Annotated in this window: 15 protein-coding genes; 4 read left to right on the top strand and 11 right to left on the bottom strand. The window is 72.2% G+C overall.

What is annotated here, in order from left to right:
* Positions 1-290 precede the first annotated feature (290 nt).
* A complete protein-coding gene (locus IF37_RS0119735; RefSeq protein WP_030744138.1) occupies positions 291-1880 on the bottom strand; it encodes a FadD7 family fatty acid--CoA ligase in 1590 nt (529 codons plus the stop codon).
* Positions 1881-2005: 125 nt separating this feature from the next.
* On the opposite strand from IF37_RS0119735, the gene oxc reads away from it, so the two are divergent.
* The 3 genes from oxc to IF37_RS0119720 all read left to right on the top strand — a co-directional run bounded on the left by oxc (position 2006) and on the right by IF37_RS0119720 (position 6185).
* Positions 2006-3712, top strand: coding sequence for an oxalyl-CoA decarboxylase (gene oxc, locus IF37_RS0119730; protein WP_030744136.1), 1707 nt, complete (start codon positions 2006-2008; stop codon positions 3710-3712).
* A gap of 72 nt (positions 3713-3784) precedes the next feature.
* Positions 3785-5050 carry a formyl-CoA transferase gene (gene frc, locus IF37_RS0119725; RefSeq protein ID WP_030744134.1) on the top strand — a complete coding sequence of 422 codons (1266 nt, stop codon included), beginning with the start codon at positions 3785-3787 and terminating at the stop codon, positions 5048-5050.
* 247 nt (positions 5051-5297) lie between these two features.
* Positions 5298-6185, top strand: coding sequence for a hypothetical protein (locus IF37_RS0119720; RefSeq protein WP_253915806.1), 888 nt, complete (start codon positions 5298-5300; stop codon positions 6183-6185).
* A gap of 82 nt (positions 6186-6267) precedes the next feature.
* Here IF37_RS0119720 and IF37_RS0119715 read toward each other — a convergent pair whose 3' ends face one another.
* From IF37_RS0119715 to IF37_RS0119675, 8 genes are all read right to left on the bottom strand, one after another.
* A complete protein-coding gene (locus IF37_RS0119715; RefSeq protein ID WP_030744128.1) occupies positions 6268-7080 on the bottom strand; it encodes a family 1 encapsulin nanocompartment shell protein in 813 nt (270 codons plus the stop codon).
* A complete protein-coding gene (locus IF37_RS0119710; RefSeq protein WP_030744125.1) occupies positions 7077-8138 on the bottom strand; it encodes a Dyp-type peroxidase in 1062 nt (353 codons plus the stop codon). Before IF37_RS0119710 ends, IF37_RS0119715 begins: the two co-directional genes overlap by 4 nt.
* 56 nt (positions 8139-8194) lie before the next feature.
* On the bottom strand, positions 8195-9208 hold the full coding sequence (locus IF37_RS0119705) for a cytochrome d ubiquinol oxidase subunit II (protein WP_030744122.1): 1014 nt from the start codon (positions 9206-9208) through the stop codon (positions 8195-8197).
* A 1-nt stretch (position 9209) separates the two neighbouring features.
* Positions 9210-10634, bottom strand: coding sequence for a cytochrome ubiquinol oxidase subunit I (locus tag IF37_RS0119700; protein ID WP_030744120.1), 1425 nt, complete (start codon positions 10632-10634; stop codon positions 9210-9212).
* A gap of 6 nt (positions 10635-10640) precedes the next feature.
* Positions 10641-12989, bottom strand: coding sequence for an FdhF/YdeP family oxidoreductase (locus IF37_RS0119695; RefSeq protein WP_030744118.1), 2349 nt, complete (start codon positions 12987-12989; stop codon positions 10641-10643).
* Between the two features lie 55 nt (positions 12990-13044).
* Complete coding sequence (locus IF37_RS0119690) at positions 13045-13749, bottom strand: DUF1275 family protein (RefSeq protein ID WP_030744115.1); 705 nt, start codon at positions 13747-13749, stop codon at positions 13045-13047.
* A gap of 502 nt (positions 13750-14251) precedes the next feature.
* A complete protein-coding gene (locus IF37_RS0119680) occupies positions 14252-15253 on the bottom strand; it encodes a PAS domain-containing protein (RefSeq protein ID WP_030744113.1) in 1002 nt (333 codons plus the stop codon).
* 117 nt (positions 15254-15370) lie between these two features.
* Positions 15371-16771, bottom strand: coding sequence for a CHASE3 domain-containing protein (locus tag IF37_RS0119675; protein WP_030744110.1), 1401 nt, complete (start codon positions 16769-16771; stop codon positions 15371-15373).
* A 220-nt stretch (positions 16772-16991) separates the two neighbouring features.
* Here IF37_RS0119675 and IF37_RS0119670 point away from each other — a divergent pair, with 220 nt between their 5' ends.
* On the top strand, positions 16992-17507 hold the full coding sequence (locus tag IF37_RS0119670) for a DUF6069 family protein (RefSeq protein WP_030744108.1): 516 nt from the start codon (positions 16992-16994) through the stop codon (positions 17505-17507).
* A gap of 154 nt (positions 17508-17661) precedes the next feature.
* Here the strand turns inward: IF37_RS0119670 and IF37_RS0119665 are convergent, their stop codons facing one another.
* Together IF37_RS0119665 and IF37_RS0119655 are read right to left on the bottom strand one after the other, a co-directional pair.
* The gene (locus tag IF37_RS0119665; protein ID WP_030744107.1) at positions 17662-18066 is read right to left on the bottom strand and encodes an SsgA family sporulation/cell division regulator; all 405 of its coding nucleotides are present in this window, start codon (positions 18064-18066) and stop codon (positions 17662-17664) included.
* Positions 18067-18800: 734 nt separating this feature from the next.
* Positions 18801-19946 (bottom strand): ATP-dependent metallopeptidase FtsH/Yme1/Tma family protein (locus IF37_RS0119655; protein WP_030744103.1); only part of this gene is annotated, 1146 nt, incomplete at its 5' end.

The following is a 19946-nucleotide window of genomic DNA, read 5'->3' as shown; positions in this document are numbered from 1 at the left end:
GAAGGCACTCCGGTGGCAAGGTGCCGTACCCCCCGGGCACTCCGGTAGCGAGGCGCCGCACCCGCAGGCACTCCCGTGGCCAGGTGCGGCACCCGCACGCACTCCCGTCGTGGGCGGTGCGGACGCACGGGGGCTTCCCGGCCGCGGAGGTGTCGGGTCCGCGCCGCCGGTACGGCGCCGGGTCGTCGGCCCGTGGCCGGGGAACACGTCACGTGTCCCACACGCGGGACCCGGTGCCGGCCGTGCTGCCGGGCCGTCGTCACGGTGCCGTGCCACGGGCGCACGCCGGTTCAGTTGCCGTACAGGGCGGCCACCGCGCCCCGGTCCAGCGCCCCCTTGGCCGTGTGGGGCAGGGACGGCACGATGGCGAGGCGCTCCGGCACCTCGTAGGGGGCCAACTGCTCACGGCAGTGGGCGAGGAGATCCCGCTCGGTGCCGGTGCCGCCCCCGGCGAGCACGACCGCCGCGCCGACACGCTGGCCGTAGGTGGGATCGGGGACGGCGAAGACGGCTGCCTCGGTGACGCCGGGGGCACCGGCGAGGACCTCCTCGACGTGTTCGGGGGAGATCTTCTCCCCGCCCCGGTTGATCAGGTTCTTGATCCGGCCGGTCAGGTACAGCCGGCCCGCGGCGTCCTGGACGCCCAGGTCACCGGTGCGGAACCAGCCGTCGTGGAAGGCGGCGGCCGTCTCGGCGGGCTCGGCCAGGTATCCCCGCGCGACGGCGGGGCCGCGCACCCAGACCTCGCCCTCGGTGCCCGCGGCGCACGGCTGCCGGCCGGCGTCGAGGACCCGGATCTCCCCGGCGGTCGGCCGGCCCACGGAACCGGGTGCGCGGTCGCGGGGCCCGTCGAGCGGTTCGCTGGCGGCCTGGTGGGTCGTCTCGGTCATCCCGTAGGCGGACAGCACCGGCGCATCGAGCAGTTGTTCCAGGGCGTGTGCGGTGGCCGCGGGGAGCGGGGCGCTGCAACTGCGGGCGAACCGGAGGGGCAGTGCCGACCGGCCCGGGTACTCCGCGGGCGCGCGCCGGAGCAGGATCTGATGGATGGTGGGCACGGCCGTGTACCAGGTGGCGGACACCGCGCGCATGTCGTCCCAGAAGGTGTGGGCGGTGAACCGGCCGCGTTCCGGCAGCAGCAGGCGGCCTCCGGTGGCGAGCGTGGCCAGCAGCCCGGCCAGCAGCCCGTGCCCGTGGAAGAACGGCATCGCCGCCACCGTGGCGTCCTCGGGGGTGAGTTCGTAGGTCGTCGTGATGCCGTGCAGGGACGCGGCCACGTTGGCGTGGGTCAGCGGGACGATCTTGGCCCGGCCCGTGGTGCCGGCCGTGAACAGGGCGAGGGCGTCGTCCCCGGTCAGCCGGTCGGCGGCGCCGTGCGGGGCGTCGTCCGCCGTGGTCCCGGCGTCCAGGGTCACGCCGTACCGCCCGTCGCCGGGCCGGCGCACCGTCAGCCGCCAGTGCGGCGGGCCGCCGGCCGGCCCCGTGGGCGGGGAGACGGGCGGGCCGGTGAGCACCGCCTGGGCTCCGAGGGCGGTGTAGCGGTGGCGTCGTTCCGCTTCCGGCAGGGCCGGATCGACGGGCGCGAGGACCAGACCGGCGCGGGCCGCGCCCAGCAGGGCGACGACGAACTCCAGGTTGTCGGCACTGACCAGGCCGACCGGCCGGTGCCGGTGCAGCCCCGCCGCCAGCAGCCGATGGGCCAGTTCGTCGGCCAGGTCGGCGAGGGCTCGGTACGACACCGCCTCGCGGGAGTCGCCGAGGACGAGTGCGGGCGCGCCCGGCCGGTCCCTGGCCTGGGCGTCGATCACGTCGTGCAGGCCGCTGATCCGCGGTGGCCGATAGCCGCCCGCATGAGGGTCGTCCGTGCTGACTGCGAGAGGCATATGCACTCCTGACTTAACATCTGACTTAGGTTGACCAGTATCACTCACATTAGAGTGCGCCAAACCTAAACTGATGTCAGCATGAGCAAGACATGTGCTGAACACAAGGGAGGTTGACTGACATCATGACCGATGCGGAACTGACCGATGGCGCACACCTCGTGGTGGACGCGCTCAGGCTCAACGGCGTCGACACCCTCTACGGCCTGGTCGGCATCCCCGTCACCGACCTGGCGCGGCTCGCCCAGGCGTCCGGCATCCGGTTCATCGGCTTCCGGCACGAGAGCAGCGCGGGCCGGGCGGCAGCGGCGGCGGGCTTCCTCACCGGCCGTCCGGGCGTGTCGCTGACCGTGTCCGCGCCCGGCTTCCTGAACGGTCTGGTGGCCCTGGCGGAGGCGACGACCAACTGCTTCCCGGTGGTGCAGATCTCCGGCTCCAGCGAGCGGCACATCGTGGACCTCAAGCAGGGCGACTACGAGGAGCTGGACCAACTGGCCGCCGCCCGGCCCTTCGTGAAGGCCGCCTACCGGGTGAGCCGGGCCCAGGACATCGGCCGGGGCGTGGCGCGGGCGCTGCGTACGGCCGCGTCGGGCCGTCCCGGCGGGGTCTACCTCGACATCCCGGCCGCCGTACTGGGCGAGGCCCTCGACGCGGACCGGGGCGCGGCCTCGCTGTGGCGGCTGGTGGACCCGGCGCCCCGGCAACTGCCCGCGCCGGAGGCGGTGGACCGGGCGATCGAACTGCTCGCGGGCGCCGAGCGACCGCTGGTCGTCCTCGGCAAGGGCGCCGCCTACGCCCGGGCGGACGAGGTGATCCGGGAGTTCGTCGACACCACCGGCCTGCCCTTCCTGCCGATGTCCATGGCCAAGGGGCTGATCCCGGACGACCATCCGCAGTCGGTGGCCGCGGCCCGTTCGCTGGCGCTGAAGCGGGCCGACGTGGTGCTGCTCGTCGGGGCACGGCTGAACTGGCTGCTGGGCCACGGCGAGCCCCCGCAGTGGAACCCGGACGCGAAGTTCCTCCAGATCGACATCGAGCCCACCGAGCTGGACAGCAACCAGCCCATCGCGGCGCCGCTGGTCGGAGACATCGGCTCGGTGGTCGGCGCGCTGGTGGAGCGGATGAAGCCGGGGCGGATCACCGTACCCGAGGCGTGGCGGCGGGAACTCGCCGAGCGCTCCGGGCAGAACACGGCGAAGATGGCGGAACGGCTGGCCGCCGACCCGCATCCCATGCAGTTCTACGGCGCCCTGCGGGCGATCCGGGACGTACTGCGCGCCCACCCGCACACCTACCTCGTCAACGAGGGTGCCAACGCGCTGGACTTCGCGCGCAACGTCATCGACATGCAGGTGCCCCGGCACCGCCTGGACAGCGGCACCTGGGGCGTGATGGGCGTCGGCATGGGCTACGCCATCGCCGCGGCCGTGGAGACGGGCCGGCCGGTCGTCGCGGTGGAGGGCGACAGCGCCTTCGGCTTCAGCGGCATGGAGCTGGAGACCATCTGCCGGTACGGCCTTCCGGTGGTCGTCGTGATCCTCAACAACGGCGGCGTCTACCGCGGCGACGGGGTCAACCCCGCCTCCGCCGACCCCTCCCCCACCACCCTCGCGCCCACGGCCCGGCACGAGAAGCTCATCGAGGCCTTCGGCGGGCGCGGGTACCACGTGGAGTCCCCCGTGGAGCTCGCCTCGGCGCTCACCGAAGCCCTGGAGTCCCGGCGGCCCGCGCTCATCGACTGCCACATCGACCCCACGGCGGGCACGGAGAGCGGTCACCTCACGAACCTCAACCCCAGCGTGGCCCTCCGGCCCTCCGGCACCGGCGACTAGGGGCCTCCCGCCCCGTCCCGCTCCTCCGTCAGGGGCCTCCCGCCCCGCCCCTCAAGAAAGGGATGCACGACCATGTCACAGCTGCCCCTCACCGGTATCAAGGTGATCGACTTCACCGGCGTCCAGGCGGGCCCGGCCTGCACCCAGATGATGGCGTGGTTCGGCGCCGACGTGCTGAAGGTGGAGCGCGTCAACGGCGGTGACGTCACCCGCCATCAGCTTCGCGACATACCGGACGTCGACGCCCTGTACTTCACGATGCTGAACAGCAACAAGCGCTCCCTGGCCATCGACACCAAGACACCCGAGGGCGAGGAGATCATGGAGAAGCTGATCCAGGACGCCGACGTCCTGGTGGAGAACATGGCCCCCGGCGCCCTGGACCGGATGGGCCTGAGCTGGGATCACCTCCACAAGCTGAACCCCCGGCTGATCTACGGCTCGGTCAAGGGGTTCAACGACGACTCCCCGTGGTCCGACCTCAAGGTGTACGAGAACGTCGCCCAGTGCGCGGGCGGCGCCGCCTCCACGACCGGGTTCTGGGACGGCCCGCCGACCGTCAGCGCCGCCGCGCTCGGCGACAGCAACAGCGGGATGCACCTGCTGATCGGCATCCTCACCGCGCTGCTGGACCGCGAGCGCACCGGTCTGGGCCAGCGCGTGGCGGTGTCCATGCAGGACGCGGTGCTCAACCTGTGCCGGGTCAAGCTGCGCGACCAGCAGCGGCTGGAGCGGGTGGGCTACCTGGAGGAGTACCCGCAGTACCCGAACGGAACGTTCACCGACGTCGTCCCGCGCGGCGGCAACGCCGGCGGCGGCGGCCAGCCCGGCTGGGTACTCAAGTGCAAGGGCTGGGAGGAGGACCCCAACGCCTACATCTACTTCACCATCCAGGAGCAGGACTGGGGGCCGACCTGCCAGGCGCTCGGCAAGCCGGAGTGGATCGACGACCCGGCGTACAGCACGGCGCAGGCCCGCCAGCCGCACATCTTCGACATCTTCGCCGAGATCGAGCGGTGGCTCGCCGACAAGACGAAGTACGAGGCCGTGGACATCCTGCGCGAGTACGGCGTCCCGTGCGCTCCGGTGCTGAGCATGAAGGAGATCGCCTACGATCCCGCGCTGCGCAGCAGCGGCAGCGTCGTGGAGGTGGAGCACAAGGAGCGGGGCACCTATCTGACGGTCGGCAGCCCCATCAAGTTCACCGGGTTCACGCCGACGATCACCGGTTCTCCCCTGCTCGGTGAACACACCGACGAGGTGCTGGCGTCGCTCCGCTACAGCGCGGAGGAGATCGCCGCGCTGCGCGAGAAGAAGGTCGTCGCCTCGCACGACTGACCCGACGGCACGTCACGGCGCTCCCGGAACGTGCCGGGAGCGCCGTGACGTGCCGGGAGCGCCGTGACGTGCGGGGATCCCGCGTGCGCCACCGGGGCGCGCCGCTGTTCCGCGGTCGTCCGGCTTATCCACGTTCATCACGCGATCGAGTGATGTAGGGCCGGTCCGGCGTTGCCAGCATGGGGTGCGTATGAACGGAAGCCGCGTCCTCTGTGTCGCGGGACAAGTCCTGGGAGAGGACGGGGAGATGACCAAGACGACCATCGCTCATCCACCGGCGGGCGCTATCGGACGGTCTCCCGGGTCGGGTGCGCGCCGCGCCCGGCGCGTGTTCCGGCGCCGCCTGGGATACATCGCCGCCTTCGCCGTCGGGACCTCGCTGTTCGCGGCGGCTTGTGCCGGCGCGGGGCAGGAACGGCAGGGCGTGGAGAGCGGCCGGGAGGGCCGCCCGGCGGGAGCCGCGGCGCCGGCCGGCGGGCTCACCTCGCGACAGGCGCGGCACGCGCTGCTCACGGAGGCGTATCTGGGGTCCGGGTGGACCGAGGTGACGGACTCCGCCGACCGGCGTGACGGTCTGCTGCGCGGCACCGTGGATGCCCGGGAATGGCTCACGCACGAGGGGGACGCCGCGGTCTGCCGGCGGTTGCTGGACCGGCTGGGCGACGGCCGGATCATCGGGGCGCCGCTGCCCGGCACGCAGGCCGCGGCCGTGTTCGACGCCGACGACGGCAACCGGCTGCGCTACGCGGTCGGCACCTACTCCCCCGAGCGACTACGTTCGGAGCGGCGGTGGTTCGGCACCCTGGCCGAGACGTGCGGTGTCTTCGCCGCCACCCGGCCCGACGGCAGTACGGAGGACGTACGGGTCACCTCCCTGCCGGTGCCGGAGGGCGACGGCGTCCGGCAGGCGCTGTCGGTCGTCGCGAAGGGGACGACGGAGGGCATGCCGTTCACCGTGTCGGTCGACGTGGCCCTGGTCACCTCGGGCAACAGCGCGGTCACCGTGATCAACGGCGGCCTGGCCGACGCTTCCCACGTCACCACCGAACTCGCCGTACGGCTGGGGGCACCGCGGCTGACCACGGCGCTGGCCGGCGGCACTCCCCCGGCGCAGCCGACGGGCCCGCTCGACTGACGTCGCGCGGGCCGGGCGGGCCGCCGCCCGCTTCGGACACAGCGGCGCCGGGTGGGCGTGCCCACCCGGCGCCGCTCGTGCGTCAGGCGCCGGCCGGGGCCGGTGACAGGGCCACCACGGCCTCGCCGGTGTACGCCAGGAAGGTCAGCGTCTCCTGGAAGTACAGCGTGACGCTCGTCGCGTCGTGCGACAGATAGCCGATCGACACGTCCTGGCCGAGACGCAGTTCGAAGTCACCGCCGCGGGTGGAGAGCAGGAAGGCGCCGTCGATCGCGGGCGCCCAGACGATGTCGCCGTCCACGAGCCGGGCGAGGTGCTTGATGACCGGGTAGCCGTGGTCGGAGGTCTCGCTGACGGCCGTGTACGCCTCGGCGCTCAGCGCCAGCGTGCGGGCGCCGTCCACCCCGGCCAGGCGCAGGGCCGTCACCGCCTGGCCGACGGCGTCCGGGTAGTCCCGCGGGTCGGCGGGGAGCGTCAGCGCCGGATGGGAGGAGATCGCCCGCAGCCCGGTGATCCCGGCCTCCGGGTAGCCCTCGAACACCGCCCGGTCCTCGGCGAACGCCAGCCGCCGGGCCGCGTCCTTGACCGGCTGCCAGTCGGCGTCCTTGGCGCCCCGGGCGACGTCGTCCACCTGCCGGCGGTCCACGGTGAACGGTACGCGGAGTTCGACCAGTGGCTGATAGCAGTGGGTGTGGGCGATGACCCCGTCCGCGGGGGCGTCGATGGCGTCCAGGTGGCCGGTGCCCACGCCGGCGAGCGCGACGCCGCCCGCTTCGGGGACGTCGACGATGCGGCGGCCGGCGATGTGGCGCCGGAAGGTGCGGCGGGCCTCCTCCTCCAGATCGGCCCAAGCGGCACCGGAGAGGGGCGCGAGTTCACGGTGCAGGTTGTTCATCGGTCGCTCCGCTTCATGCTGCCGATCCCGAGGGAGGACCCGGGGGACCGGACCTGGTGGTCGGTCGGTGTGACTGCGGCGGGTGTGACGGCGGCGGGTGTCCCGGCGGCCGGCGGCGCGGGGAGGTCTTCGAGGAAGTCCGCGGCGGGTGTGAAGAACAGGGAGCCGGTGACCGCGGTGGAGAAGTCCAGGATCCGGTCGTGCGGCGCCGACTCCGTGCCCAGGAACATCCGCTCCAGCATCGTCTCCGTCACCTCGGGGGTGCGGGCGTAGCCGATGAAGTAGGTGCCGAACTCCCCCCGGCCCGCCGCGCCGAAGGGCATGTTGTCGCGCAGGATCTCGCGTTCGGTGCCGTCCTGGTCGACGACGGTGGTGAGGGCGACGTGCGAGTCCGCGGGTTTCACGTCGTCGGCGAGTTCCACGTCGGACAGCTTGCGCCGGCCGATCGCCCGCTCCTGCGCCTCGACGGGCAGGGCCTCCCACGCCGCCAGGTCGTGCAGGTACTTCTGGACGACGACGTAGCTGCCGCCCGCGAACGACGGGTCCTCGTCGCCGACGAGGACGGCCGCGCGCGCCGCGACACCCGTCGGGTTCTCCGTGCCGTCCACGAAGCCGAGCAGGTCGCGTTCGTCGAAGTACTTGAAGCCCTGCACCTCGTCCTGGACCGTGACCGCCCCGCGCAGCCGGCTCATGATCTCCGTGGCGAGCGCGAAGCACAGGTCGAGCCTCGAGGCCCGGATGTGGAACAGCAGGTCACCGGGGGTGGCCACAGCCCGGTGCACCGGCCCCCTCAGTTCCCGGAAGGGGTGCAGCAGGGCCGGGCGCGGCCCGGCGAACAGGCGGTCCCAGGCGTGCGAGCCGATGCCGGTGACACAGCTCAGCCTGCCCTCGGGCTGGGCGCGGAACCCCACGGCCCGTTCCAGCGAGCCGACGTCGGACAGCAGTTCGCGGACCGTGCTCTCGCCGCCGCTGTCGATGGTGACCACCAGGAAGATCGCCGCGCTGGTCAGCGGGGACAGGACCGTCTGGGGTACCGGTTCGGATACGTCTTGGGTCATGTGTGTTGCCTCTCCCGGCCGGGTCGGCGGCAGACAGGTGGATGGTCGAGCCGTTCTCAGGATGTCTCGTGCGGGGCCCGGTGCGCGCCGTCGACCCGCCCCATGACCCGGAACAGCAGGATCAGGGAGGGCAGGATGAGGACGGCCGCGGCGCAGGCGACGGCGACGAGGACGCCGAGGGTGGCGTGCGGTGCCGCCGCCTCCTGGACGGACAGATGGGTGCCGAGCAGGTACGGGTACTGGGACACGCCCCAGCCGCTGACGATGAGGGCGACGGCCGCCGCCGCCGTCTCGCGCAGGCCGCGGGTCCGCTCGGCGCGCAGCAGGGCCAGGCCCAGCACGCCGCAGACCGCCGCGAGCAGGGCGAGCGGCAGCGCGCGGTGGCCGAGCTGGTGGAACAGCCGGGGGGCGTCCGCCCGCAGTACGAAGACGCCGGCGATGCTGACGGCCCCGGTGACGGCACCCGCCGCCAGGGCACGGTCGCGGAAGTACCGGAACAGGTGCGGGTCCCCGTGCCGGCGGGCGGCCACCGTCAGATAGGTGGCGGCCAGGTAGGCGCAGGCCAGCACGGCGAGCACACCGCCGAGGGCGCTGGTCGGGTTCAGCCAGCTGGTCAGGGCGTCCCCGTCGCCGCGGGCGGGTACACGCCCGGAGGCCAGGGCGCCGGCGACCGAGCCGAAGCAGTAGGGCGTCAGCACGGAGGAGAGGGCGAAGGCGGCACCGTACACGCGCTGCTCTGGGGTGCGGATGGATGCCTTGCGGAACGCGAAGCCGGCTCCGCGCAGCACGATGCCCAGCGCGGCGATGCCCAGCGGGAGGTAGAGGGTGGAGGTCAGCGCGGCGAGCGCGGCCGGGAAGCCGCTCCACAGCATGACCAGGCAGTAGATCAGCCAGGTGTGGTTGGCTTCCCAGACGGGGGCGAGGGAGTCGTCGATCAGGTTTCGCGGTTCCCGGCCGCGCCGGGCCCCGCCCGCGACCAGGTCCCAGAAGCCCGCGCCGAAGTCGGCCCCGCCGAGCAGGGCATAGGCGATGACGCCGATGAAGAGGAACACCGCGACCAGGTCCGCCATGTCAGGTCGCCTTCGCTTCGGCGGTCCCGCCAGGGCGTTCGGGACCGTAGGGCACGGACACGGCTTCGTCGCCCCGCTGTCGCCAGCGCCGTGTCATGGACCGGAGCACCCACAGGGCGGCGGCTCCGACGGCCAGGTAGAGCAGGAGGACCGCGCCGAAGAAGGGCCACAGGTTGCCCTGGGTCGCCACCGCGTCCCGGGTCAGCAGGTGGCCGACGACGATCCAGGGCTGGCGGCCGACCTCGGTGACCACCCAGCCGCTCTCCAGGCAGAGGATCGCCACGATCCCGCACACGGCGGCCGCCCGCAGGAACCAGCGGTTGGTCGCGAGCGTGTGCCGGCGGCGCCACCACAGCCAGGCGAACCAGAGGACGACGGCGAGCATCAGGAAGGACGTGCCGACCATGATGTCGAACGCCCAGTGGACGATGTTCGCCTGTGCGTCGGTCGGCCGGACGTGGGCCGGGACCGCCTCCAGTCCCTTGATGGTGGTCGAGGGCTTGAATCCGGCCAGCAGGGATGCCATGTCCGGGATCCTGATGCCGTACCGCACCCTGCCGTCCACCAGGACGCCGCCCAGGGTCTCGGGCACATGGTCGCCGGTGGCGGGCAGCAGTTCGATCGAGGCGAACTTCGCGGGTTCGTCGTCGAAGACCTGCCGGGCGATGGTGTCGCCGACGACGATCTGCACGGGCAGCGCGCAGGCGGCGGTGACGAATCCGGTGAGGAAGCCGACCCGGTGGTAGCGGTCGCGCCGGCCCCGCAGCATACCCACCGCGTAGACGCCGGCCACGACGAAGCCGGCGATGATGTACGCGGCGATGAGCATGTGCCAGAACTCCAGCCAGAAGGCGTCGTTGAAGAACACCTCGGCGGGCCGGACGGCGGTCACCTTGCCGTGCTCGACGGTGATGCCGCGGGGCTGGTTCATCCAGGCGTTGGCGGCGACGACCGAGGCGGTTCCGCCGACGCCGGCCAGGGAGACGGGGACCCCGCACCAGAAGTGCGCCCAGGGCCGCATCCGGTCCCAGCCGTAGACGTAGAGGGCCACGAAGATGGCTTCGAGGAAGAAGAACAGGCCCTCGACGGCGAAGGGGAAGCCGAAGGCCGCCCCGTAGTCCCCCATCAGGCGCGGCCACAGGATGCCCAGTTCGAAGGAGAGGACGGTGCCGGTGACGGCGCCGACCGCGAAGAGCACGGCGGCCACCTTCGACCAGCGACGTGCGAGCAGCAGCGCCTCGGTGTCGCCCTTGCGCAGCCCTCGCCAGTGCGCGATCAGCATGAGGGTGGTCAGGGCGACGCCGAACGGCACGATGATGATGTGGAACCCGAGGGTGAAGGCCATCTGCTCCCGGGCGGGCAGCAGTTGCGCGGGGTCGGCGGCGGCCATGGCGGGCAGACGGGCGAGAGCGCCGTATGTCGTCATGGCCGGTCAGTCCTCGGCGCTGGGTGTGACGCGCACCTTGATGTTCTTCATCAGGGGCTGGTTGCTCTGCGTGCTGTAGTCGCTCGCGGAGATCAGCACGTTCATCTCCGGCATGTATCCGGCGGCGCAGCCCCTGGGCATCTGGTATTCGATCGCGGTGTACCGCTTCAGGTGCCGTAGGCTGCCGTCGCGGGCGGTGGCGGTGATGTCGACCGGGCTGTAGGGCCTGATCCCGCGGGCGCGCATGTCGTCGCCGTTCATCAGGACGAGGGTGCGCAGGTTGCTGATGCCGCGGTAGCGGTCGTTGTCCGAGTAGATCGTGGTGTTCCACTGGTCGTGGCTGCGCATGGTCTGGAGGATGAGCACGTCGTCCCGTGGCGGCGCCTCGGGCAGCGGCGCGGCGGAGAACTCGGCGCGGCCGGACGGGGTGAGGAAGACCAGTTCCCGGGCGGGCTGTTTGATGCGGAAGCCCAGCGGGCGCCGCACCCTGCGGTTGAAGTCCTCGAAGCCGTCCAGGACCTTCGCCATGGTGTCCCGGATGCGGTCGTAGTCCTCGATGTACGACTCCCAGGGCGTGCCGCTCTCGGGGAGGGCGGCCCGGGCGATGCCCGCGATGATGGCGGGCTCGGAGAGCAGGTGCGGGGAGGCTGGCTTCTTCATGCCGGTCGACAGGTGCACCATGCTCATGGAGTCCTCGACGGAGACGGCCTGCGGGCCGCGCCGCTGGTGGTCCTTCTCGGTGCGGCCGAGGCAGGGCAGGATGAGCGCCTTCCTGCCGTGCACGAGGTGGCTGCGGTTGAGCTTGGTGCTGACGTGCAGGGTGAGGGCGCAGTTCCGCAGGCCCTGGGAGGTGTACGCGGTGTCCGGCGCGGCGAGCACGAAGTTGCCGCCCATGCCGACGAAGACCTTCACCCGGCCCTGGTTCATGGCCTCGATGGTGTCGACCGTGTCCATGCCGTGCTCGCGCGGCGGGTCGATGCGGCAGACGTCGGCGAGCCGGTCCAGGAACTCCGGCCGGGGCCGGTGGTCGATGCCGCAGGTGCGGTTGCCCTGGACGTTGCTGTGGCCGCGCACCGGCGAGGGGCCGGCGCCCTCCCGGCCGAGGTTGCCGCGCAGCAGCAGGACGTTGACGATCTCGCGGACGGTGTCGACACCGTGCTCGTGCTGGGTGACCCCGAGGCACCAGCTGATCAGGGTGCGGTCGGAACGGGAGTAGATCTCGGCGGCCTTGAGGATGTCGGCCCGGGGGAGGCCGGACTGCTCCTCCAGTTCCTCCCACGAGGTCGCCTCGCACAGCTCCCGGTACGCCTCGAAGCCGTGCGTGTGGCGTTCGATGAACTCCTTGTCGAGCGCCTTGGGGTCGCTGATGCTCTCCTCCAGGACCGCCTTGGCGATGCCGCGCAGCAGGGCCATGTCGCCGCCCGCGCGGACCTGGAGGTTGAGGGTGCTGGTGCGGGTGGCCTTGAACAGGGCCATGTCGGTGAACTCGTGCGGCACGATCGTGCTGGTGGCCGCCGCCTCGACCAGGGGGTTCACATGGACGATCTGCGCGCCCCGCCGGTATGCCTCGGCGAGGGCGGTGAGCATGCGGGGGGCGTTGGAGGCCGCGTTGACGCCCATGATGAACAGGGCGTCGGCGGTCTCCCAGTCCTTGAGGTCGGCGGTTCCCTTGCCGGTGCCGAGGGCCGCCGTCAGGGCCCGGCCGGATGCCTCGTGGCACATGTTGGAGCAGTCGGGCAGGTTGTTGGTGCCGAACTCGCGGGCCATCAGCTGGTAGAGGAAGGTCGCCTCGTTGCTGAGCCGGCCCGAGGTGTAGAAGGCGGCCTCGTCGGGACTGTCCAGGGCACGCAGTTCACGGCCGATGAGGGCGAAGGCGTCCTGCCAGGTGATCGGGACGTACCGGTCGCTCGTCTCGTCGTAGACGAGCGGCTCGGTCAGCCGGCCCTGGTCCTCCAGTGCGAAGTCGGACCATTCGGACAGCTCGGAGACGGTGTGCCGGGCGAAGAAGTCGGCACCGACCCGCTTGGAGGTCATCTCCCAGGTCACATGCTTGATGCCGTTCTCGCATATGTCGAGCTTGAGGCCCTTGGTGTCGTCGGGCCAGGCGCAGCCCGGGCAGTCGAACCCGCCGTTCTCGTGGTTCATCTTGAGGATGGCCCGCGATCCCTCGAACAGCGCCCGTTCCTTGATCAGCACCCGGCCGACGCTCTTGGCGGCGCCCCAGCCGGCCGCCGGGTGGTGGTAGGAGCGGTGGGAGGGCCGCTTGTCGCTGGCCGGGCCGTCGCCGCCGGTGGCCGACCGGCCGACCGGGCCGCCCTGCGGGTGGGGCATCGGGTCACCATCGGATGCGGTCATGTCGTGTGCTCTCTCTGTCGAAAAGGCCGTGCCGGGAAACAGGGGTTCGGCGGCCTCAGGGCCGCGGCGGACGGGCTGCCGGGCGGGACGGCGCGCGGGCCCAGGTCGCCGCCAGCGCCGCGGTCACGAGCAGGGCCGGAACGAGCGGGGCTCCGAGGGGCAGCCAGCGGTAGACCGCGCCCTCCGCCGCCGCTCCGGCGACCAGCGAGGCCACGATGGCGACGCTGCGGGCCTGGAGGCGTCCCCGGGTGGCGAACGTGGTGACGGTCGAGGTGAGCAGGCCCGTCAGATAGGCGGTGGTGACCTCGCTGCCCGCGGTGACCCGGACGCTGCCGTTCTGGCAGCCCATGGCGACGGCCGTGAGGAACAGCAGCAGGGTGCGGGCCACGCCGTCCGGTGCCATGTGCCAGCCCAGCCAGCCGCAGACCACCAGCCACAGCAGCAGGGCCTCCAGGAGCAGACCGCCCCGGATGCCCGCGCCGCGGAGCGGGCCCCGGCCGGCCGCCACCAGGCCGCCGGCCGCCGCCCCGGCGACATAGCCGAGCAGCGCTACGGCGACGAGGCGGGCGGCTGCCAGGTGGGCGTTGCCCAGGTGCAGGCCGAAGAGGGCGGAGTTGGCCGTGACGACGCTGGTGAAGACGCCGCCGAGGGCGAGGAACCCGAAGGCGTTCGCCGCTCCGGCCGCGAGGGTGAGCAGGTGCCGGGTGGCTCCGCTCCACCCGGGCCACGGGGACTGGGCGGGGGTCGTCGGCGCGGTCACTTGGCGGTGAGGTCCGGCGGGACGCCGTCGGTTTCCGGCGCGGGGTTCTCCCCGGCCACCGTCACGAACCCCATGGCACACACCTTCCGTCGGTTCTCTCGCTTCTCTGGCTGTCGAGCCTTCCAGCGGTCCGGCCACCTCGCATCACATGTACGTGCGAGGCCCGGAACGCGGACGGCGGGTCCGGCACCGCCCGGCGCCGGTGACGACAGGAGGAACGAGACCTGTCCCGCGCGGGGTCGGGGTGGTCGTACACGAAGCGGGCCCGGACGGGTACGCGGACCGTCCCGGCGGGGCCCTGCCGCACATGTGTCCCGTGCCGGACCGTGTCGGAGGGCCGGGCGGGCCACGTGCTCACGGCGCTGGTCCGTGATCTGCTTGGTTCGCTGTCCTGCCGGCCACGGGTCCAGCCTGTCGCATCGGGCCGGGACCGGGCATCCGTAATTTGACGCCATTGGTGGGACTTCCGGTGGTGGTCCCCTGTCCCGGCGGAGCCGGCGGATCAGTACGGGACGGGGATGACGACGCTGATGGTGGTGCCCTCCTCAGGGGTGTGCCGCACCGTCAGCGTGCCCTCCAGTAGGGCCACCCGGCCGGCGATCGCCGCCAGGAACGCCGGTTCCGGGCCGTGTCCGGGCGCCGTGCCGTCGTCCGAGACCGTCACCACCAGGTCCGGGTCCAGGTCCGGGTCCGAGTCCGGGTCCAGCTCGGCCACCACCCGCACCCGGCCGGCCCCGGCGCCGTGAACCGCCCGACTGAGCGCGTCCCTGACCAGGAAGTACGCGTGCGTCTCCACGGCGTCGGGCAGCCGTCGCCGCAGGTTCCCGAAGACGGCGACGGGCACCGGCCACTGCTCGGCGAGGGCGGTGAGCGCGACCGTGAGCCCGCGGAGTTCGAGCACGCCCGGATACAGCGCGGCCGTGACCTCCCGGACCTGGGCCAGCGCCTCCTCGGCGTCCCGGGCGGCGTCGTCGAGCAGCCGGGCCCCCGGCGACGGCAGGCTTCCGCCCAGCTGTTCACGGGCCAGGCTCAGGCCGAGCAGCAGCGAGGCCAGACGTTCCTGGGCACCGTGCCGGAGCGAGCCGGCGGCGGTGCGGCAGCGGTCGGCGCACACCTGCGCGGCGAGCGCCCGGGGCACTCCGTCCTTGGGCGAGGGTTCCCGGGTGGCGCCGGACGGGCCGGCGCTCGTGCGGAAGAGGTACACGGCCGCCTCGCCGTCCGGCCGGGCCAGGGGCACCAGGGACCACTCGACGTGGAGGAGGGAACCGTCCGCGTGGGTGAGGGTGCCGCACCGGTGGGAGGGGGCTGCGTGGTGTCGCGACCGCGCGCCGGGGTGCCCGCCCGGCCTGCCATCGGTGCCCAGCAGATCGGACGGACTGTCGTGACCCGTGAGCGCGGCAACCCTCGGATTGGCGTACGACACCCGGTGGTCGGCGTCCACGGCCCAGGCCGGCTGCTCAATGACGTCAAGGATGCTTCTCAGTTCAGCGGCGATTGACGTCATCGCCCCTCCCCCTTTCCTGGAGATGTCGAGAACGTGCCTCGACGGCACGGCTGTTGCAGCGGACGGCCCCGGACGGCGCTGCCGAGGAGGACCGGTGGTGACGGCGGTGCGGGCGCATCAGTCCGGGACCGGGATCCGCACCTCGATCGCGGTGCCTTCGCCGAGGGGTGACGCGATGGTCAGCGTGCCGTCGAAGGCGGCCACCCGGTCCGCCAGCCCGGTCAGCCCGCTGCCGGCCTTGGGGCCTGGCACGCCGCCGACGCCGTCGTCGGCGACCCGTATCCACAGGGCGCCGTCACCGAGTCGCAGGGAGATGTCGATCTGGGACGCCTGGGCGTGCTTGACCGCGTTCGTCACGGCCTCGGCCACGATGAAGTAGGCGTTGGACTCCACCGCGGAGTCGAACCGCCGGTCACAGCCGTTGTCGAGTTCGGTGGGTATCGGGCACCGGGACGCCAGGTCCTCCACCGCCCCCGCCAGTCCCTTGACCGTGAGGGTGAGCGGATAGATCCCCCGTGCCAGTTCCCTCAGTTCGTCGATCGCGGTCTGGGCGTTGACGATCGAGTCCTCCATCAGCTCGGTCACGGGCGTCTCCTCGCGGGGCAGCATCTCGCGGGCCAGCCGAAGAGCGATCATCAGGCTCACGAGGCGCTGCTGCGCCCCGTCGTGCAGATCCCGGGCCGTGCGGCGGTGCACCTCCTCGACGCTCTGCATGACGCGCCTGCGGCTGTCCTGCAACGAGGACGCCATGGTGTTGAACGACGTGCCCAGCGCGCCGATCTCCGCCACCTTGCTGGGAGTGATCCGGACGCCGAGGTCGCCGGCCGCGAGCCGTTGCGCCGCGGCGGCGGCCCCGCGCACCGGCCGGACGACGGCGCGGTGCTGGAGCACCGTGAAGGCGGCGACCAGCGCGGTCGACGCCGCCAGACCCGCGGCCGCGGCGACCACCGCCCGGTGCGCGTTGGCGCTCGCGGCGTCCTCGTGTGCCGCGAGGTGGGCGCGTTCATCGGACACGTACCGGTCGAAGAGGGTCCGCAGGGCGTCTACACGTCGCTTGCCCTCTTCGGTGTTCGCCAGGCCGGAGACGGCGGGGTCGCCCCGCCGGACCGCTTCGACCAGCGGGATCGAGTAGTCGTCCAGGTAGGACCGGATCTCCCGCGTGATCTGTGCGGCGGTACGCCGCTGTTCGGACGAGGTGGTGCTCCGGGTGAACCGCCGCATCTCCGCGGGAAGCTTCCCGCGTGCCTCGTTCCACGGCTGGAGGAACTCGTCCCGCTCGGTGATCACGAAGCCGCGCTGTCCGGTCTCGAGGTCCGAGACCAACTGTTCCACGCTGCCTGCCTCGACCAGCGCCGTCCGGGAAGCCCGCCGCGCCGAGGTGGAGCTGTTCGCGTCGTCGATCGCCCAGAGCAGGACGGCGAAGGCGACGCCGATCAGCAGGGCGAGCAAGCCGCTCGCCGCGATCGTGAGGCTCGTCAGCCCCAGTCGCCGGCCCCTGTACCACCGTTGCACGCTCATGCTCCGCAATGTTGAAAAGGAATGTGTATGCTCTGAGTTATCGGTAAGTAATGTACCTGCGTTCGGCAGGCCACAACCAAAAAAACGTAACTTACCGATGGTCTCAACTGCCATGGCAGCATTAGTCAGTCTCCCTCGGCTGCCCAGACCGGGGACCACCTGGCCGGCACGTCGACATGACAGCTCGTCACCTTGTGACAGTAAGTGCGAAAGGTTCCTCATGGCCGCGGCTCCGTTCGGTGAAGTTCCCCCTCCCGCTCCGCACGACGGCCCCCGCCCCGGATACCGGGCGCCTTCCGCGTCCCCGTCCGTCGCGGCCGGCCGACTCTGGGCCACCGGGGCCGCGACGGCGGTGGTCGCCGCCCTGGTGGCGGTGGTGGCGACGATGTTCGTACGCGGTGTGCTCGACCTCGCGGTGTTCGCGCCCGAAGAGGCGGGCGTGTGGGGGGACGCCACGACGGGATACCTGGCCGCGTGGGCAGCGGCCGGTGCCGTCGCGGCGACCGGGCTGCTGCATCTTCTGCTTCTGACCGTCGCCAGACCGCGCGCCTTCTTCACCTGGATCGCCGGGCTGGTGACCGTGGCACTCGCCCTGCTGCCGTTCACGACCGTCCTCACCCTCCCCGCCGAACTCGCCAGCGCGGGAGTGTTCCTGGCCGTCGGCGGCACGATCACCGGCCTGCTCTCCGGTACGGCGGACAGCGTCGTTTCGGACGGGCGCCGCGACGACTGGTGACGTGCGGGCCGCCCGTTTCCACGGACCGTCGGCCGGCCTGCGGGCCGACCCTCCTCCAGCGCGGCGTCGAGAGTACGGTGGGACGCGTCGCCGAGTCCGCCGTGGTCGTCTTCCCGCTCTCGGGCACGCGGCGCACTTCTCCGGAATCCGCGGCTCATTCGATCAGGTGAGTCATTCGGTCCCACCCCATACATGCCCCTTCGTGTCCCTCGGGGACGAGGTGATAGGTGTCGAGGAGCCACTCGGTGATGGGCTCCGCCGCCATCTCGAAGAGGGCGGTGTGGGGGGCACGGCCCACTTCCAGCCAGAGGAACCACTCGTCGGCCCCGGCGTTCTCCGGCCACACGGTGACATCACCCTCGCCGGCGCTGCCCGCCAGCCCGTCGGCGAGCAGTTCCCGGGAGAAGACCCACCGCACCGGGTGCTCGCCCTCCGAATCGAGGATCAGTGTGACGGCGTAGGGATCCCGCTCGCTGTACGAGAGTTCGCAGCTGATCATCACGGGAAGCCGTTCGGCGACCCAGTACGTGGCGGCGAAGGTGAGATGCGGTCTCCTCATTCCGTCCGCTCCCGGCCGGAATGAGGAAGAGAGGTGGTGATTCGCTGTTTCCGGCAGTTCCATCGGCTCACTTCCCTTTCCGGGCGCGGCCGTTCCGCACCACCCAGTACCGCCTCTTCATCATGCGGGTCATGCCCCGCCCTTTCCCATCCGTCATATGACGGTCATGGGTCGAAGGCGCGGAGAGAGGGGGGGGTGGCCATGGGGGCGCCGATCCGGATGCCGACGGAGCGGCTGGGGATCACGGCCCGCCGAGGCGGCGTACCGGTGGTCGCCGGTCGCGAAGAGCCGGGAGCGGCGCGGTCAACGGCCGGTATACGGAGCCGGATCGGGTGGACGCCGGTCGCACAGACCCGGGAGCAGCGCGGTCAACGGCCGGCGTCCGGAGCCGGACCGGGTGGACGCCGGTCGCACAGACCCGGGAGCGGCACGGTCAACGGCCGGCGTCCGGAGCCGGATCGGGTGGACGCCGGTCGCACAGACCCGGGAGCGGCACGGTCAACGGCCGGCGTCCGGAGCCGGATCGGGTGGACGCCTTCCAGGTCGTCGTCACCCTTCGCCACGGCACGGCCGTCATGCGCGCCGAGCGCTCCGCGGCGACGGACACCGGGGGGAGGAAGCCCCGCTGCCGGGTCTCACCGGAGCCGGCGCCGTCCATCGGCGCCACCGACCCCGTGAGACCCGGCGCCCACCGGCCCCGGGTGGGAGACCGGCGTCCGGCCACGGTCCCGCGTTCAGCTGTCGTCCGCCGCGCTCCTCGGCGAAAGGCCCGCGACGCGGTACGCGTCCGGTTCCTCCAGGGTCTCGTGTTCCAGCAGGGCCACGGCGAGGGCGTCCAGGCGGTCCCGGTTGTCGCGGAGCTTGCGGCACGCCTCCCCATAGCACTCGTCGACGATCCGCCGCATCTCGGCATCGATCACATCCAGGGTGCGGGGCGCGGCCGACAGGCCGTACGGCTGCCGGGTGTCGCCCGGCACGGCCGTAAGACGGCCGACCTTCTCGCTCATCCCCCAGCGCGACACCATCCCCCGCGCGATACCGGTGACCTGCTCCAGGTCGTTCTCCGCACCGGTCGTGACGACCCCGAACACCACCTGCTCGGCCGCCATGCCGCCCAGCGCGCCGATGATCCGGCTCCGCAGGTACTCCTCGGTGTACGCGTACTTGTCCGCGTCCGGGGTCGACAGGGTGACGCCGAGCGCCCGGCCGCGCGGCACGATGGTGATCTTGCGGACCGGGTCGGCGCCCGGCTGGAGCATGCCCAGCAGCGCGTGCCCGCTCTCGTGGTACGCCGTCCGCCGCCGCTCCGCGCGCGGCATGACCAACGGCCGTTCGGCACCGAGTTGGATCTTCTCCAGCGCCTCGGAGAGGTTCTTCCGCGTCACCCGGTCCTGGCCGTACTTCACCGCGAGCAGTGCCGCCTCGTTGGCGAGGTTCGCCAGCTCCGCACCGGTCATGCCCGGCGTCGTACGGGCCACCCGCGCGAGATCGACGTCGGCGGCGAGCGGGATCTCGCGGGTGTGGATGCGCAGGATCGCCTCCCGGCCGCCACGGTCCGGCGGTGACACCTGGACCACGCGGTCGAACCGTCCCGGCCGGGTCAGCGCCGGGTCCAGGACGTCCACCCGGTTGGTGGCCGCGATCACGATGACGCCCTCCGAGCCGGAGAAGCCGTCCATCTCGGTCAGGATCTGGTTGAGCGTCTGTTCCCGCTCGTCGTGCCCGCCCACGCTCGCGCCGTCCCGCGCCCGGCCGATGGTGTCGATCTCGTCGATGAAGACGATCGACGGCGCCACCTTGCGGGCCTCCGCGAACAGCTCCCGCACCCGGGAGGCGCCCACGCCGACGATCATCTCGATGAACTCGGACGCCGAGGCGGA

The sequence above is a fragment of the Streptomyces sp. NRRL S-31 genome (assembly GCF_000718775.1).
Lineage (GTDB): Bacteria > Actinomycetota > Actinomycetes > Streptomycetales > Streptomycetaceae > Streptomyces.
This window is presented reverse-complemented; position numbering and strand designations above follow the sequence as displayed.

Coding starts and splice junctions, on each gene's coding strand:
- IF37_RS0119665 (WP_030744107.1), bottom strand. CDS start 18,066: ATGAGGAGACCGCATCTCACCTTCGCCGCCACGTACTGGGTCGCCGAA.
- IF37_RS0119705 (WP_030744122.1), bottom strand. CDS start 9,208: ATGGCGGACCTGGTCGCGGTGTTCCTCTTCATCGGCGTCATCGCCTAT.
- IF37_RS0119670 (WP_030744108.1), top strand. CDS start 16,992: ATGGCCGCGGCTCCGTTCGGTGAAGTTCCCCCTCCCGCTCCGCACGAC.
- frc (WP_030744134.1), top strand. CDS start 3,785: ATGTCACAGCTGCCCCTCACCGGTATCAAGGTGATCGACTTCACCGGC.
- IF37_RS0119710 (WP_030744125.1), bottom strand. CDS start 8,138: ATGACCCAAGACGTATCCGAACCGGTACCCCAGACGGTCCTGTCCCCG.
- IF37_RS0119680 (WP_030744113.1), bottom strand. CDS start 15,253: ATGACGTCAATCGCCGCTGAACTGAGAAGCATCCTTGACGTCATTGAG.
- IF37_RS0119700 (WP_030744120.1), bottom strand. CDS start 10,634: ATGACGACATACGGCGCTCTCGCCCGTCTGCCCGCCATGGCCGCCGCC.
- IF37_RS0119695 (WP_030744118.1), bottom strand. CDS start 12,989: ATGACCGCATCCGATGGTGACCCGATGCCCCACCCGCAGGGCGGCCCG.
- IF37_RS0119715 (WP_030744128.1), bottom strand. CDS start 7,080: ATGAACAACCTGCACCGTGAACTCGCGCCCCTCTCCGGTGCCGCTTGG.
- oxc (WP_030744136.1), top strand. CDS start 2,006: ATGACCGATGCGGAACTGACCGATGGCGCACACCTCGTGGTGGACGCG.
- IF37_RS0119735 (WP_030744138.1), bottom strand. CDS start 1,880: ATGCCTCTCGCAGTCAGCACGGACGACCCTCATGCGGGCGGCTATCGG.
- IF37_RS0119720 (WP_253915806.1), top strand. CDS start 5,298: ATGACCAAGACGACCATCGCTCATCCACCGGCGGGCGCTATCGGACGG.
- IF37_RS0119675 (WP_030744110.1), bottom strand. CDS start 16,771: ATGAGCGTGCAACGGTGGTACAGGGGCCGGCGACTGGGGCTGACGAGC.